This window comes from Blautia glucerasea (genome assembly GCF_020537505.1).
Classification (GTDB): Bacteria; Bacillota; Clostridia; order Lachnospirales; family Lachnospiraceae; genus Blautia_A.
Genome location: NZ_JAJBMO010000005.1, coordinates 114,224 through 130,123, shown reverse-complemented (window position 1 = coordinate 130,123; position 15,900 = coordinate 114,224). Strand labels below are relative to the sequence as shown.

The 15,900-nt window shown below is 35.5% G+C and carries 14 protein-coding genes and 1 pseudogene; 14 read left to right on the top strand and 1 reads right to left on the bottom strand.

Annotated features, from left to right (window positions below; all coding sequences use genetic code 11):
• Positions 1-16: 16 nt before the first annotated feature.
• The gene (locus tag LIQ05_RS06175) at positions 17-1,261 is read right to left on the bottom strand and encodes a hypothetical protein (RefSeq protein ID WP_226819453.1); all 1,245 of its coding nucleotides are present in this window, start codon (positions 1,259-1,261) and stop codon (positions 17-19) included.
• A gap of 165 nt (positions 1,262-1,426) precedes the next feature.
• Between LIQ05_RS06175 and LIQ05_RS06170 the strand changes: the two genes are divergently transcribed.
• From LIQ05_RS06170 to LIQ05_RS06105, 14 genes and pseudogenes are all read left to right on the top strand, one after another.
• Positions 1,427-2,107 carry a hypothetical protein gene (locus LIQ05_RS06170; RefSeq protein ID WP_226819451.1) on the top strand — a complete coding sequence of 227 codons (681 nt, stop codon included), beginning with the start codon at positions 1,427-1,429 and terminating at the stop codon, positions 2,105-2,107.
• Positions 2,076-3,983 (top strand): DUF2142 domain-containing protein, encoded by a 1,908-nt coding sequence (locus LIQ05_RS06165; protein ID WP_226819449.1) that lies wholly within the window; start codon positions 2,076-2,078, stop codon positions 3,981-3,983. The genes LIQ05_RS06170 and LIQ05_RS06165 overlap by 32 nt, the downstream gene beginning before the upstream one ends.
• A gap of 23 nt (positions 3,984-4,006) precedes the next feature.
• On the top strand, positions 4,007-4,792 hold the full coding sequence (locus tag LIQ05_RS06160; protein ID WP_226819447.1) for a glycosyltransferase family A protein: 786 nt from the start codon (positions 4,007-4,009) through the stop codon (positions 4,790-4,792).
• A 14-nt stretch (positions 4,793-4,806) separates the two neighbouring features.
• Positions 4,807-5,502, top strand: a complete 696-nt coding sequence (locus LIQ05_RS06155; protein ID WP_226819445.1) for a glycosyltransferase family 2 protein — start codon at positions 4,807-4,809, stop codon at positions 5,500-5,502.
• Positions 5,503-5,523: 21 nt separating this feature from the next.
• Positions 5,524-5,856, top strand: a complete 333-nt coding sequence (locus LIQ05_RS06150) for a DUF2304 domain-containing protein (RefSeq protein ID WP_226819444.1) — start codon at positions 5,524-5,526, stop codon at positions 5,854-5,856.
• 14 nt (positions 5,857-5,870) lie between these two features.
• Positions 5,871-6,854, top strand: coding sequence for a glycosyltransferase family 2 protein (locus tag LIQ05_RS06145; protein ID WP_226819442.1), 984 nt, complete (start codon positions 5,871-5,873; stop codon positions 6,852-6,854).
• Positions 6,855-6,869: 15 nt separating this feature from the next.
• Positions 6,870-7,733 (top strand): beta-1,6-N-acetylglucosaminyltransferase, encoded by an 864-nt coding sequence (locus LIQ05_RS06140; protein WP_226819440.1) that lies wholly within the window; start codon positions 6,870-6,872, stop codon positions 7,731-7,733.
• Positions 7,734-7,735: 2 nt separating this feature from the next.
• Complete coding sequence (locus LIQ05_RS06135; RefSeq protein WP_226819439.1) at positions 7,736-8,749, top strand: Stealth CR1 domain-containing protein; 1,014 nt, start codon at positions 7,736-7,738, stop codon at positions 8,747-8,749.
• A 20-nt stretch (positions 8,750-8,769) separates the two neighbouring features.
• Positions 8,770-9,690: a glycosyltransferase gene (locus tag LIQ05_RS06130; protein WP_226819437.1), complete on the top strand. Its 921-nt coding sequence runs from the start codon at positions 8,770-8,772 to the stop codon at positions 9,688-9,690.
• Between the two features lie 28 nt (positions 9,691-9,718).
• Positions 9,719-11,167 carry a flippase gene (locus LIQ05_RS06125; RefSeq protein WP_226819436.1) on the top strand — a complete coding sequence of 483 codons (1,449 nt, stop codon included), beginning with the start codon at positions 9,719-9,721 and terminating at the stop codon, positions 11,165-11,167.
• Between the two features lie 183 nt (positions 11,168-11,350).
• A pseudogene (locus LIQ05_RS06120) lies at positions 11,351-11,488 on the top strand (glycosyltransferase); the annotation flags it as partial.
• 25 nt (positions 11,489-11,513) lie between these two features.
• Positions 11,514-12,461 (top strand): glycosyltransferase family 2 protein, encoded by a 948-nt coding sequence (locus LIQ05_RS06115; RefSeq protein ID WP_226819435.1) that lies wholly within the window; start codon positions 11,514-11,516, stop codon positions 12,459-12,461.
• Positions 12,458-13,945 carry a hypothetical protein gene (locus LIQ05_RS06110; protein WP_226819434.1) on the top strand — a complete coding sequence of 496 codons (1,488 nt, stop codon included), beginning with the start codon at positions 12,458-12,460 and terminating at the stop codon, positions 13,943-13,945. The genes LIQ05_RS06115 and LIQ05_RS06110 overlap by 4 nt, the downstream gene beginning before the upstream one ends.
• A 10-nt stretch (positions 13,946-13,955) precedes the next feature.
• Positions 13,956-15,893 carry a DUF2142 domain-containing protein gene (locus LIQ05_RS06105; protein WP_226819576.1) on the top strand — a complete coding sequence of 646 codons (1,938 nt, stop codon included), beginning with the start codon at positions 13,956-13,958 and terminating at the stop codon, positions 15,891-15,893.
• Positions 15,894-15,900 lie beyond the last annotated feature (7 nt).

Here is a 15,900-nt window from a genome sequence, read left to right as displayed (position 1 = left end):
TGTTTTTGCGACAGTTTTAAGATTCCAGATCTGTTACTTTGATATTAGGATAAAGGGCGTAGCCCATCACCTTGGTATCAGATTTATAATAGGGAATTTTACAATTTCCGTCACTTGATCCAGAGATGGAAACCGTTTCCCCAAGTAAGGAAGTATAATCTGTAGTTTCGTAAGTTGCACCATATATTTCGGACGAATTTTCTTTTTGAATCAGCAGAATTACATTGCCTGCTGATGAATTGGTGTTTTCATATACTATTTTTCCAGTTATAGAGAATTTTTCACTTTTATAATAGTAGGGATATTTACAAAGCTCTTCATAACTGCCAGTAAGATGCAGCGGGTTTATGTCAGTTTCATTAGTTTTCCAGTAAAAAGCTTTTAAAATAGGAATTTCTTCTTCCAGATCAGAATCCGTAACTTTACTGTAATTCCGTACGCTTGAAAGAAAATCATCATCAACTATTAGCTCATCTAAAAAAGTTTTGGAATTCATTTCCCATCCAAGCGAATGCTCAAAAAACGAAATCGGCTCTTCTTCATAATTATTTATGGAGTCGAAAAAACCATAAATTTCAATGGAATCATCAACTGAAACATTTTCAATATTGCTGGAAACAAATTGTTGAATTGATGCATTTGGATATTTAAAAAGATAAAGATTATCCGATTCATCTTTTATTTTCATATATCCAGTGGAAGCACTTTCATAAATACTAATTACTGTACCAGAAACTTTTATTGGTAATTCAGAGTAATCATAGGGGTTCGAAAACCACTCATCGTAATTGGGGGAGACTGCATTTTGAAGCAGGCTGCTTACTGGAGTACATCGATGAAACCAGTCCAGACTAATTAGTTCACCTTCAGAAGAATAAGTCTGGATCTTTTTGCAGGGTTTTCCCCGGCTGGTAGTAAATGTCTGATAGGTTCCATCAGGATAAGTGGTGGTTACTTTTTTTCGAATAAGCCCTTTTTTGTATGTTACATCTTGTGTAGTCCCGTCTTCATAAGAAATGGTACATTCACCATTGAATGCCTCTTGGGAATCAGACCAGCTGCCAGTGATGGAAAATGACGCTTCACTGTCTGGAAGGGTAGTAAAAGTACTTTCTTTACCATTTGCTTCCAGAGTTCCATAATATATATGGTTTAAAACATTGACAGAAACAATGTTATCCTGTTGAATTCCATTAACGGAATAGGGAAAGCATAAAAGGACTGCGGCAGCAGCTAAAGTATAAAACATATTTTTTTTCATAACAGAATCTCCTTATATGGTTATATTACTATCTATAAAGAAATACGTCAAATATAAATTGTTTTGAAAAGTCTGGAAGTGCGTTGGGGAAATAACGCTTGTCTTTGCGTATGTTTTTTGCTACAATTAAAAAATGTTAAGACTTTTAAATAAAATGGGGGAAATATGAACAAAATATTAAAAAAGTTGCTGTTAATAGTAAATTTATTGCTATTTGTGGTGTTTATGCTTTCTATATTTGTTCCGTCACATAAAAAAAAGGTTGTGTATTCAAATACGGATGTGAATGGAACTACTGATCGTAATAGTATTAATACCGTCGGATTAATTACAGACAAAAGAAATATAACACTTTCATTTGAATTGTATAACCAGGAATTTTATGGAATTTGTTTATATTTTGAGGCAGAAGGAGAAAATGAGAGCGGAGAGATTACCTGCACCTTACAGTTCGAGGATCAGGTAGTTGCCGAAGAGTGTATTCAGGTAAAAGAATTATTTGCCAGAATGAAATCATCTTCATTAAGTGCAACGGAAATTTTTGCTGGCAGTCAGGAAAATAAAGCAGGAAAATACACTGTTTTATTACAGGGTACTGGAATTTCACCTGAGACAAAGATTTCACTTTATGCAAATGATAATGCATGGAAATATGTGCGCCTTGAGAGTGATACATACCAGGAATATTACGGCCCTTTATATTTGCTTGAAGTTATAGGTGAGGAACATCCACATATTTGGAGTGCTGCATTTATATTAACACTAAGCCTTTTATTCAGCTATCTTATTTATGCAAACGATAAGGAGAAAAGATGTGAAGCAATTCAAAATAATGAAGAAATATAAAAGAATAATTGCTATTTTTGCAATTGTTCTACTGGTTGCAGTAATTGAACTGGGATTCAATTATTCGGCATTGAAATGGCGATACAGTGAACTGGATTTAAGGGATAATATTCAAGTTATAAAAACAGAGACAAATGAAAAATATGTTGTCGAATTTGCAAATAAAGAAGGCTTATACGTAAAACAACTTAAAATTGTAGGTGATTTTAACCAGGAAGATGGTTATTGGATTGATATAACCTGGGTAAATGAATTTGGAAAGAAAGTTACATCTACAAGTACAGATGTAGTGAATGCCTATTTTTCTGAATTTTATACAAATATAAATAAAAAAATTACTAATATAAAAATAACAATGCCAAAACCGGAAGGCAGCAATTTAAAATCAGTTTGGGTTACCAATCATTTTGAGATTAATAAATATCGGGTTTTCTTTTTCTTTATTTTATTGCTGTTGTTATATTTAATCTTTTTTGAGAAAAATGTAGTTAAATGGATTGAAAGATATTTTGTAATATATTCATTGGCTTTTGGAATGCTGCTCATCGCATGTGTACAGCCTAGGTACTGTTCCTGGGATGAACAGATCCATTTTAAAACAGCCTATAGCCTGGCAAGTGGCAAGAATGTAGAGTGGACAGAAGCGGCACTAGATATTGTGAACAGAATTGTGCCTTCTTGTAATACAAAGGCAGAATTTGCAGAACTGCGAAAACTGATGAATGAAAAGGGAAAAGAAATTTCTTATACAGAAAAAAAAGAAAATATAGGAATTTCTTATTCTACAATATCGTATATTCCCATGGCAGTATTCATGAAGATTGGTATGCTTTTGAAAGTATCATTTTCAGACTTATTTATGTTAGGTAAGATAGGAAATCTCTTTTTTTATGTATTCATTATGTACGAAGCGCTTTGCAGGGCAAAAAGAAAAAAACTGTTTCTTGCTTTTATAGCAATGCTGCCAACACCATTATTTCTTGCAGTCTCTTATTCTTATGACCCAATTGTGTTCGCCTGTGTAACATTAGGCTGTGTGTTATGGTATGATGAGATGACATCAGGAAGAAAAAGGTACCAGTTAGGAAATGTAATTGCAGCTATATTACTTTTTTCAGTAGGATGCTTTTCGAAGGCAGTGTATGTTCCGATTATTTTAGTGATGCTTTTGCTTCCACAGTTTCAGAAAAAGGACAAAAAGCAGCAGTTAATTTGGTTTATTGGAATCTTGGCTGTTTGCGCATTGGTAATGATGACGTTTGTTTTACCAGCAATTACGAATACAATTTCCGGAAATATATCATATGGTGGAGATAATCGTGGTGGTGATACCAGTTTGGTAAGACAGTTGATGTCTATGATTAAATATCCGTTGAGCAGTATAAAATTGATGATAAATAGTATTTTCAGTTTTGACAATTTCCGTAACGTAGGAACTGCAGCTGGGGATAATTATTTTATAGGAAATTTGCTGTTTTTAAATTTTGCAAGTCTTGGTATATTGCCCGAAAAATGGCTGTTGATCCTAGTTCCGATGTTTGTATTGTTGTTGCTTTATGAAGAGCGTAAAATGACGACAAATAAAGAATTGTGTTTGGGAAAAAGAGTATTTGTGGTTGTGATTTTAATAGCAGTTATAGTATTGATCTGGTTATCTATGTATTTGAGTTTTACTCCAGTTGGGCAGAATACAATTGCCGGAGTGCAGGCGAGATATTACCTTCCTCTTTTGTATTTGGGAGCGTTGATATTGCCTGGAAAAAGAACTGTATTGCAGGCTGATTATTACAAAATGGCAAGGTTAACTTTGCTTTCAGTCAATGTTCTGCAAATTGCTATAATATATGAAATTGTATTAAAATACAGAATGTTTTAAGGTATATTTTTTGAGGTGAAAAAATGGTTAGTCATACATTTGCAATTTGTGCGTATAAGCAAAGTCCATATTTGGAAGAATGTATTTGCTCTCTGACGGCGCAGACAGTGAAAAGTAATATTATCATTGCTACTTCAACACCAAATGATTATATAAAAGCGCTTGCTGAAAAATATCATCTGTCTTTATATATTAATCAGGGAGAGAGTGGCATTGCACAGGATTGGAATTTTGCTTACAGACAGGCAAAAACAGATTATGTTACAATTGCGCATCAGGATGATTACTATCAGCCAGAATATCTGGAAAATATTCTGAATGGGTTGAAATGTGCAAAAGATCCGATCATAGCGTTTTCTGATTATGGAGAATTAAGAAATGGACAAAAAGTAGACCGCAACCAGCTGCTCACAATTAAAAGAATTTTATTATTGCCGCTGCGGATAAAAGGACTTTGGAAGAGTGTAAGAGCCAGAAGGCTTTGCCTGAGTCTTGGAAATCCTGTTTGTTGTCCGTCTACTACCTATGTGAAAAAGAAATTTCCAGAAGAACCTTTTCAGGTAAAATATGCCAGCAATGTGGACTGGATGATGTTGGAAAGAGCAAGCAAATATAAAGGTGAGTTTTGCTATGTGACAAAAGTGAGCATGTATCACAGAATTCATGAAGAATCAACAACGTCAGAAATCATTGGAAATAATGCAAGAGGGCAGGAAGATTATGAAATGTTTTGCAGGTTTTGGCCAAAAGGGATTGCAAAAATAATTGCCCGGGTTTATGGTACCAGTGAGAAATCAAATAATATATAACGAAGGATACATACATGAAAGTTTTAGTTGTTATTCCTGCATATAATGAGGAATTAAATATTAAAAAAGTAGTTTCAAATTTGAGGGATCAATATCCTCAGTATGATTATGTTGTTGTAAACGATGGTTCAGCTGATAATACTTCCAGGATTTGCCACGAAGAAAAGTTTAATATTATTGATCTGCCGGTGAATCTGGGTCTTGCAGGCGCTTTTCAGACCGGTTTAAAATATGCAGATTTAAAAAATTATGACTGCGCGATCCAGTTTGATGCAGATGGACAGCATAGACCAGAGTATATTGCAGAGTTGGTAAAGGGGATTGAGGAAGGATACGATATTGTCATCGGATCACGTTTTGTAACACAAAAGAAACCATTGAGTATGAGAATGGTTGGAAGCCGCATGATCGGATGGGCGATCAAAGTATCTACAGGAAAACGGGTGGCAGATCCAACATCCGGCATGAGAATGTACAGCAAAAAAATGATTCATGAATTTGCGCGCAATATTAACTATGGACCGGAACCGGATACCATTTCTTTTCTGGTTAAGCAGGGCGCTGCAATAAAAGAAGTACAGGTAGAAATTGATGACCGAACAGCTGGGGAAAGCTATTTAAACTGGACAAAATCCATGATGTATATGCTGAGAATGATGATCTCTATTCTGTTCATTCAGAATTTTAGAAAACGAAGCAAAACAGATTAAAAGTCGGAAGAAGGTAAAAATATGTCAATCGCATTAAGAGTTTTATTAATTATTGTTTCTGTGATGAATACATTGAACATTTTAAGAAGAATTCGCAAATCAAAACTGCAGATAGACTACTCTATTTTTTGGCTTGTTTTCTCTATGATATTGATCGTGATCGCAGTTTTTCCACAGATTGTGATTAAGCTGGCACAGATAATTGGATTCCAGTCACCTGCAAATATGGTCTTTTTACTTGTAATATTTGCCCTGATGTTTAAGTCATTTCAATCAACCCTGGAAATTTCTCAATTGCAATATAAAATCGAAGAGTTGACTCAGAAGATTGCACTTGAAGAGCACAAGGAATAGAGCTGAGGTTTTTTATGGAAAAGGTTTCAATAATAGTTCCAATATATAATGTGGAAAAGTATATTAGAAGATGCCTGGAGAGTATTGTGAAGCAGGACTATGGCAGCTTTGAGATCATTTGTGTAGATGACTGCGGACAGGATAAAAGCATGGAAATCGTTACAGAATTTCAGAAAAAATATCCTGATAAGCTTGTGATAGTACATAATCCTGTGAATAAAGGACTGGGAGCTGCGCGGGATGCTGGAATGAAAGCGGCTTCAGGAGAATACATTGGATTTATTGACAGTGATGATTATATCAAACCAGATTTTATATCCAGATATATAGAGGCATTTAGAAGCTCGCTGAGCGATGTTGTAGCTGGCGGCTATATTAGGGATGAAAATGGAAAGTATACGGAACTACCATCAGATGTTGAGGATGCAGAAGCAATCTGGGTAAATGTAAGCGCCTGCCTAAAGATGTACAGACGGAGCTTTCTCGAAAAGCATCATCTTAATTTTAATGGCGTCAGAAGATATGAGGATGAAGGCTTTATGTACAGAATCCTTATGAAAAATCCTAAAGTCAAAGTTATTCCATATTCTGGATACTACTATTGGCTGAATACAGAATCCATTACGAGAAGTAAGAATAATGACCGGGCAGGAATTTTTCTGGAGTATGCTTCTAATGTAGAAGAGGTGTCCAGGGAACTGCTTCGGGAGAGTACAATGGACAATCATGAGATACTTTGTTATTGTATGGCTTCTGGTCTGATTGCCAACCTTTTGTATAATGGAAGAGGCTGTGGAATCCATAAGATGAAGGAATTGTATGAAGTTTACAATAAAGTTATGTTGGAAATTTCAGATCGTATCTGCATAAATAAATATATTAAATTAAAGTACCTTAAATCAGAACCAGTTTTAAAACGATATGCAGCATGGCTGGTGCTGAGATTTCGAAAGATAAAAGCAGATAAACTGCTGTTTCTTATTGATAGTCTGCTATAAACTGCTGGAGGCATAATGGGAAGACACGCATATTTGATTATGGCTCATAATCAGTTTGATCTATTATGTAAACTGATTCGGGAACTGGATTATGAACTAAATGATATTTATATTCATATAGATAAAAAAGCAGGTGAAATTGATGAAGAGAAATTTAGAACCTGTGTAAAAAAATCAAAATTATTTTTCACGGATCGAATTTCTGTTACCTGGGGCGGTGAAAGTCAGATTGAGTGTGAAATGCTCTTGTTTAGAATGGCTGCATCTAGAAAATATCAATATTATCATATATTGTCAGGGGTGGATTTCCCAATTAAAACGCAGAAGGAAATTCATGAATTTTTTGATGCAAATGATGGAAAAGAGTTTATTGAATATTGGAACCGAAATCAGAATGAATATTTATATCGGATAAAATACTATTATTTTCTTCAGGAGAAAATTGGTACTTATACATATGATGCCAAAACATTAATGTTGAGAATTAAGAGTAAATTGTCGCTTTTTAAACAAAGATTGATGGGAGTTGACCGTCTAAAAGGTATAAAAAGTGAGATAAAGATTGGTCCCAATTGGGTGAGCATAACAGATCAAATGGTTAGATACTTGCTGGAGAAAGAACCTGTTATTGATAAAATGTTTAAACAGGGTATCGCAGCAGACGAACTGTTTGTTCAGACACTTTGCTGGAATTCTGAATTTAAAGCTAATATTTACCAAGGAGGACCAAGCAGATTAATTGATTGGACCAGAGGAAAACCATATGTGTGGGCTGAAGAAGATTTTGACGAAATTAAAAATTCAAAATGTCTATTTGTGCGGAAAATTTCTAACAAAAATCATTTAGCAGATATGATCAGTGAACAGTTATTGAGGTAAAAATGAGCAAAGAAAAAATAGATTTTGTAATGATCTGGGTAGATGGAAATGATGAGGAGTGGAAGAAAGAAAAAAGAAAGTATACTCCTTCTGCAAATTCAGATAATGAGGATAACAGGTATCGGGAATGGGATAATTTGAGATATTGGTTCCGGGGCGTAGAGAAATTTGCTCCCTGGGTTCATAAAATCCACTTTGTGACATGTGGGCATTTACCAGAATGGTTAAATGTAAATCATCCCAAGTTAAATATTGTTTCCCATAAGGACTATATGAAAGAAGAATATCTTCCAACATTTAGTTCACATCCTATCGAATTAAATCTTCATCGCATTGAGGGCTTAAGCGAAAAGTTTGTTTATTTCAATGACGATACATTTATTACAAAACCAATGACAGAGGAAGATTTTTTTCGAAATGGTCTGCCCTGTTCAGCATGTGGTTTTGAAGTGATCAATATAAAATATGATCCTGTATATTATGATGTGATGGTTAATAATATGCGAATGATCAATAAGAATTTTGACTCGGCTCAATTCATTAAAAAAAATTTTTCAAAGATTTTTAACCTGCGTTATGATCTGAAGCATATTAAAAGCCTTTTGCTTCTCCCTTGGAGTATGGGCTTTATACCGGGGTTTATTAATCCGCATTTGCCAAATGCATATTTGAAATCTACTTTTGAAGAAGTTTGGGATAAAGAGTATGAATTGTTAGATGAAACCTCGAAGCATAAATTTCGTTGTTCACAGGATGTAAATCAGTATATTTTCAGATACTGGCAATATATGACGGGAAAATTCAGCCCGGTCAATATGAAGAAACAAGGCGAATTTTATTATATTGGACAGCAATTTGAAGAATGCTGCAATGCATTAAGAAATCAAAAACATAAAATGATGTGCATTAATGATGACCTGACTCAAATTTCATTAGATGAATTTGAAAAATATAAGAATGGCTTGAATTCTGCATTTGAGGTCATAGTAGGAGAAAAATCTCAGTTTGAAATCTGATAGATGAGAGGGGGACCTATATGGAGGCAAAACTTAATGCCTGCAAAGTAGGATTTATTATTCTTCACTATAATGATATAGAAACGACGAAAAAATGTATCGACTCAATTCAGTGTCTTGAACAGATTCAGGATTCCAAAATACTGATTGTAGATAATCATTCACCAAATAATTCTGGGACTGAGCTGAAAAAGCAATATGCCGGAATTGAGAATATAGAAATTTTGCTATTAGAAGATAATTATGGATATTCCAGAGCGAATAATATTGGGTATGCATATTTAAAAAAATCAGAAAATTTCGATTATATTGTTGTTGCTAACAATGATATTATTTTTGAACAAAGAAATCTGATTTCCATACTTGAAGAGAAATATAGGGAAGCAGGGTTTTATGTAGCTGGTCCGAATGTATATGCGATCTACAAAAAGCAGCATCAAAATCCACTGGCACTGCGTCCTAGATCATTAGAAGAAACTGAAGCGTGGATTGAAGAGAATCGCAGATGCCTGAAAAATATGAAACGGGAATATTTGCTTCACTGTATCTGGCAGAAGGTAAATCGTACAAAAATATACAGCATATATAGAAAAAGAATGGACAGTAAAATACAGAAAACCGAAGACGATAAATGGAAACATAGTATGGAAAATATTGTTTTATCCGGATCCTGTCTGTTTTTCTCAGAGAGATTTATTAAGAATAATGAAAAGCTATTTGAGCCAGAAACATATTTCTATCATGAAGAAGATATTCTTACAACAAAATGCCTGAAAAATGGCTGGAAAACATTATATATTCCAGATATAGCTGTGCAGCATCTGGAGGGAGCGTCTACAAACACGAAGAATTATGATCAGAAGATGAAGTTCCGATATACTAATTTCATTAAAGCAGCAGAGATATATGCTGAATATTTGAAACATGTTAATTCGCATTAATACTGAAGCAATAGAGATGAGAGTAGACATGGAAAAAAAATCAATTAAAAAAAATGCAACGTTAAATATAATAAAAACAGTTTTTTCACTGGTATTTCCACTTATTACATATCCTTATGCGCTGAGAGTCCTGCAAATTGAAAAGATTGGAAAATTTGAGTTTTCGGCTTCAATAGTCAGCTATTTTTCTTTAGTTGCGGCATTGGGAATTTCGGCGTATGCGGTCAGGGAAGGTTCTAAATACCGTAATGACCGGAAAAAGTGTTCTGAATTTGCCAGTGAAATTTTTTCGATTAATTTTTATTCCACCATTTTGGCATATATATTATTAATACTATGTCTTATTTTTGTTGGAAAATTCAGACCATATATTCCCGTTATTTTAATATTAAGTTCAGAAATTTTACTGGCAACTTTGGGGGTAAATTGGATTTATACTATATTCGAAGATTTTTCGTACATCACGAAAATTACGCTGATACTGCAAGTTATAGCTGTAATACTTTTATTTGTTTTTGTTCACAACAGTAATGATTTATATGTATATTCTGTTATAACTGTTATCTCCAGCAGCGGTGCCAGTATTTTTATGTTCTTGCGGTCTCACAAATATGTGGATCTTCATTTGGTTGCCAGACCAGATACTAAACATTTGAAACCTATATTAATTGTGTTTTCCATAACAATTGCGACCACAATATATATAAGCTCTGATACTACTATTTTGGGGTGGATTGCTGGTGACTATAGTGTTGGACTTTACAGCACTTCTGTTAAAATATATAAGATCGTGAAGCAGGTTTTAAGTGCTGCTGTCGCAGTAGTGATACCAAGATTTGCGTTTTATATTGGAACAAAGGATGATAAGGGCCTTGAAAAATTAGGAAATGACTTAATGAATTATATGATATTGGGCTGTGTTCCCTGTATGGTGGGGCTGTTTTTTCTGGCAAAGCCGATTGTGGAAGTCTTTGCTGGTACATCATACAGTGAGGCACATATCTCACTATCCCTCCTTAGCATTGCGCTGATCTTTGCTGTGTTTGCAAATATCTTTTGCAACGGGGTGCTTATTTCATTTAAAAAAGAAAAAATAGTAATGATCGCAACCATCATAAGTGCTGTAGGAAACATTGTCCTGAATTTTATCTTAATTCCTTATTTTAAGGAAAATGCGGCGGCATTTACCACTGTTCTGGCAGAAGCCTGCATTTGTTTTATCTCTTTTGCATATGCAAGAAGGTGTTTTAAAATCAGATGTAATATTAAGAATGTTTATCTGACTGTATTAGGTTCTGTTGTAATTGGCATTATTTGTGGCATTGTGAAAAGGTATTATATGAATAATATTTTACAGTTAGTGCTGTGTGTTACAATTTCGGTGCTCTTTTATGCAGCAGTTCAAATTGTCTTTAAAAATCCTATTGTTTTTGAAATTTTACGGAGTTTACAGGAAAAAAGCAGGAAAGATTTTTAGAATGACAATTCTCTTGCCCGTTGTTTGTCCATGTAGTACAATAATAACTACATGAACTGGCAACGGGATTTTTTATTTGAACTCATATCATATAAATCATGGTGATATGCTTAGCTTTAACTTTAAGACGAAGGAAAAAATAATATGAAAAAAATACCAATTTTATACATCGTAATCCCCTGCGTCTGCTTTATGGGCGGAATCCAGTTGCTGTGTCTTGGCGTAATTGGAGAATATGTAGGGAAAATTTACCCGGAGACGAAGCACCGTCCAAGATATATAATCAGTGAACGTACCTGGGAAAAGAAGCAAAGATGCTGACTGATTTGGAAAGGATTATATCAGAATGGATAAAATAGCAGTATTAATACCATGCTACAATGAAAGCAAAACAATCGAAAAAGTTGTAAAAGATTTCAAAAAGGTGCTGCCAGAAGCAGTGATTTACGTTTATGATAACAATTCTACAGATCATACCGATGAGATTGCGCGCGCAGCTGGGGCTGTGGTTCGGTACGAATACCAGCAGGGAAAGGGCAATGTGATCCGCCGCATGTTCCGTGAGATTGATGCCCAGTGCTATATTATGGCAGATGGGGATGACACTTACCCGGCTGAGTTTGCACCAGCAATGGTAGAGAAGGTTTTGAATAAGAAAGTAGATATGGTGGTGGGAGATCGTTTATCTTCCACTTATTTTACAGAGAACAAAAGACCGTTTCATAATTTCGGAAACAGCCTGGTGCGGAAATGTATTAATGTTATGTTTAAAACCCAGATCAACGATATTATGACCGGATACAGAGCATTCAGCTATCAGTTTGTAAAATCCTTCCCGGTTTTGTCAAAAGGATTTGAAATTGAAACAGAAATGAGTATCCATGCAGTGGATAAAAACATGTACATTGAGAATGAAGTGATCGAATACAGAGATCGTCCGGATGGAAGTGAGTCTAAGCTGAACACGTACTCAGATGGCTTTAAAGTACTGAAAACCATTGCAAGACTGTACCGAAATTATAAGCCAATGGCCTTCTTTGGAATTTTGGCGGGCATTTTGCTGATACTCGGGCTAGGCTTCTTTTTCCCGGTTTTTGTAACATATCTTGAGACTGGACGGGTAGGAAAGATCCCGACTCTGATCGTAAGCGGATTCGCAGTACTTGGCGCAATCCAGGCCTTCTTTTCAGGCATGATTCTTCAAACTTTGGTACAGAAGAACCGTCAGGATTTCGAAATGGAACTTCAGAGAATCCAGGAACAGTATAATCATCTTAAGGATGTGGAAAAATGACTTTTACCAAACAATTTATCATAATGGACCAGCCCTTGGATGTGCAGGATTTTCAGCATGTAACATTAAGCTGTGGAAAAATCTTGTCTTATCATAAAAATCTGCATATTCAAATAGTACAGAACGAATCTGGAGCTTCTGAAATCTGTCTTTTGGGCTGGGCTTTTCAGGCAGAAGAGGGAAGAAATGATCCATTAGAACAGATCCGGGAAATAAAAGACCGGGCAGAACTGGAGCAGCAGCTGGAAACCTGGTCCGGAACCTGGCTGTTGATCTATGATAAATATATTTACCTGGATGCCTGTGGGTTATTGGGCTGCTTTTATACAGACAGCGGGATCGTTTCCAGCAGCTTAAGCTGTATAAATGAGGCTATGCATAGAAAGAGCAGAAATCCCCGTCTGAGACATAATTTTGGACTGGATTATTATCCAGGATCAGGAACTGTTTATCCGGATACCTATCGCCTGATGCCTTCCCAGACCTATGATCTGATCAATCGAAAGTATGAAAGCCGAAGCTTATATCTTGGAAACAAAAACTATGAAACAGATGAGCTGCGGCTGGATGCAGTGATCCATTATTTTGAAACTATTTTGCGTAATTTAGTGCGGACTTATAATGGCAGGATCATGCTGCCCCTTACAGGTGGGTATGATTCCCGGACTATGATGGCACTTCTGGAATATAGCGGAATTGATTATTTTGCATTTACCCTGGAGCATGAGAATATCTCGGAACTGGACCGTGAAGCGCCGCCTGAGCTGGCGAAAATAATGAACCGGGGATATGAGTACCGAAAGAGAACGGGAAAGAAAAGCAAAGAAAGACTGCAGGATTTTGACAGCCATTGTGATGGTATGGCAGCAGATGAAGACCGGAATTTTTATGCATATGACCAGTATCCCCATGATGATAAAATGACGGCAATCCTTCGATGTGGTGTGTGGGAGTGCAACTATTATACCATTTATAATTGGGTAGAAAAAGCAGATCTAAATTTAAAAAAGTATACGAAAAAATATGTAAATATCCGTTGGCGGCAAGATATGCAGGATTCCCTTCAGCATTATTTCGATTATGTGAAAAAGGATGAACAGCTGCTAAAATGGCCTGTACGATTTTACAGGGAGCAGCGTATGGGCTGCTGGCTTTCCAGCATGGAGCAGGCACTGACCTTGGTTCCCAATATGGATTCTTTGCAGCTTTGTAATTGTAGCTGTATACTGGAAATCCTGGGAGGGGTAGATCTGGAACTGCTGAAGGGAAAGAAATACCAGGTAAGGATTATTGAAAAAATATGCCCGCAGCTTCTTCAGGTTACCTTGCAGAATAAAGAAAATAAGTTCCCAAAAAAGAGTATGTTTAAGGCTATTAAAAAAGATTTTCAGTATATTAAAAATTGCTGGTGTTGCTTGGACGGAAATGGAAGATGGAAAGAACCTTTGAAATTTGTTAAGAAAAAGCTATGGAGAAACAAATAAATTGGGAAAAATGATTAGCAATAATATAAATGCAAAAACAGATAGAAGAAAGCAGGTAATTCATCTGGCAGTCGAAATCCTGGCTGCAGTTGCGGTTGCGTTATTGCTGGAGTTTGCTTTTAATTATCATGCAATTACAGAAGGATATAGTTCCATTACAATCATGGATATTGCACCTTCTACAGAGGAGACGGCAATTTATCAAAGCGAGTTTGCAGAACCAATTTATGTGAAAAAGCTGATATTGCATGGAACCGCAAAAAAGAAAAGTGCATATAATATCAGTTTGGTAACAATAAATGATTTTGGTGCAGAGGAAGTTCTGGAAATAAAGGACTATATGTTTAAAGAGTTGAAATCTGCATTTACAAATATTAATAAAAAAGTAAAGCAAATTCAGATAACTCTTACAGATCCATCTGAGATCCAACTTACTGGCATTTCCTGTTCAAATGAATTTTCTTTAAATAAATACCGCATTTTCTTTAATGTTTTAGTGGTATTTTTAGTACTATTGATATTATTTGAGAAGAAATTGATCGTAAAAAAAACCTGGGTGTTTTATATGATCGCAGCGCTGGGATTTGGCAGTCTGATTTCTGTAATGGCTGGACCATATGCGGTTACGTGGGACGAGGAAGCACATTATTCTGTCGTCCATAATGCCAGTTTTTCCTCTAAGGTTAGTGCTAATTCAGCTGTTAAAAAAAGCTTTTCACGTAAGGGTTGGTATGCTGTAAATACAGCAGAGGAAAGTTATCTGCTTAAAAGATATTTGAATAAAAAAGCGGAAAGCGGTGACTATGTATATAATTCTACAGGATCATTGAAAAATTATATTTCCTATTTCCCAATGATCCTGGCATATCATTTTGGAGAAAAAATTGGTCTTTCCTATGCGAATGCTTATATTCTGGGAAGACTTGGAAATCTTGTTTTTTGTGTTCTGTTAAATATTTTGGCCATTATATTGGCACGGCGAAAAAAGGTTTTGATTGCAGTAATTGGCATGATGCCAACTGTCATATTTCAAAGCAGTATGTATACTTATGATGGGATCTGTTTTTCCTTTATCACATTAGGAACAGTGCTTTGTGTAAACGAAATAGAAAAGGAAAAAGGAAAAGAAAATCTTTTGAATATTCTTTTTTCGGCAGTGCTTTTTGGATGCGGCTGTATTATCAAACCCGTATATTTTCCCGTATTTTTGTTATTGCTTCCTGTAATCTGGAGAAGAATAAATGTGTGTCTAAATACAAAAATGAAAAAGCGCATAGGAACAGGTATTTTATGTTTTCTATGTCTTGTGATGGTCGGAATACTGGTAATGAAATTCCAGCCATTGGTAAGGAATATGATAGAAGGAAATCTGTCTTATGGCGGTGATACACGTGGTGGGAATACTGGTATGGCTGGACAGATTCTGAGCATGATCCATCATCCTATAGCTGCTTTAAAAATGTTTATTCGGGACATTTGCGCTTTAGATAATTTCCGGAATTTTGGAGATGGAGCAGAAAATACAATCTTGATCTGTAACCAGATGTTTTTAAATCTGTATGTACTTGGAACGCTAAAGGAAGTATGGGCATTGATCCTTTTGCCGCTTTTATTGCTTATCTTTTTGGTGAAACCACAAGGGGAACCGGAGTCCTTCCAGAACATTAAAATCTTTAGAAAAACATGTATAGCAGGTGTAGTTTTATCAGTTATTCTTATCTGGCTTGCTATGTATCTGGCGTTTACACCTATTGGCGCGGGCAGTATAAAGGGCGTTCAGACAAGGTATTATCTGCCCTTGGTTTTGCCATTTGCATATGCAGTATGGAACAATAAGATAAATGTCAGAATTTCAAAATTACGATATTATCAGATCGCTTTGGGAAGTGGACTTCTTTTATGCAGCGCATGTATTTATCAATATATAATTTTCGGAAAAGCACTATAAAAAGGGG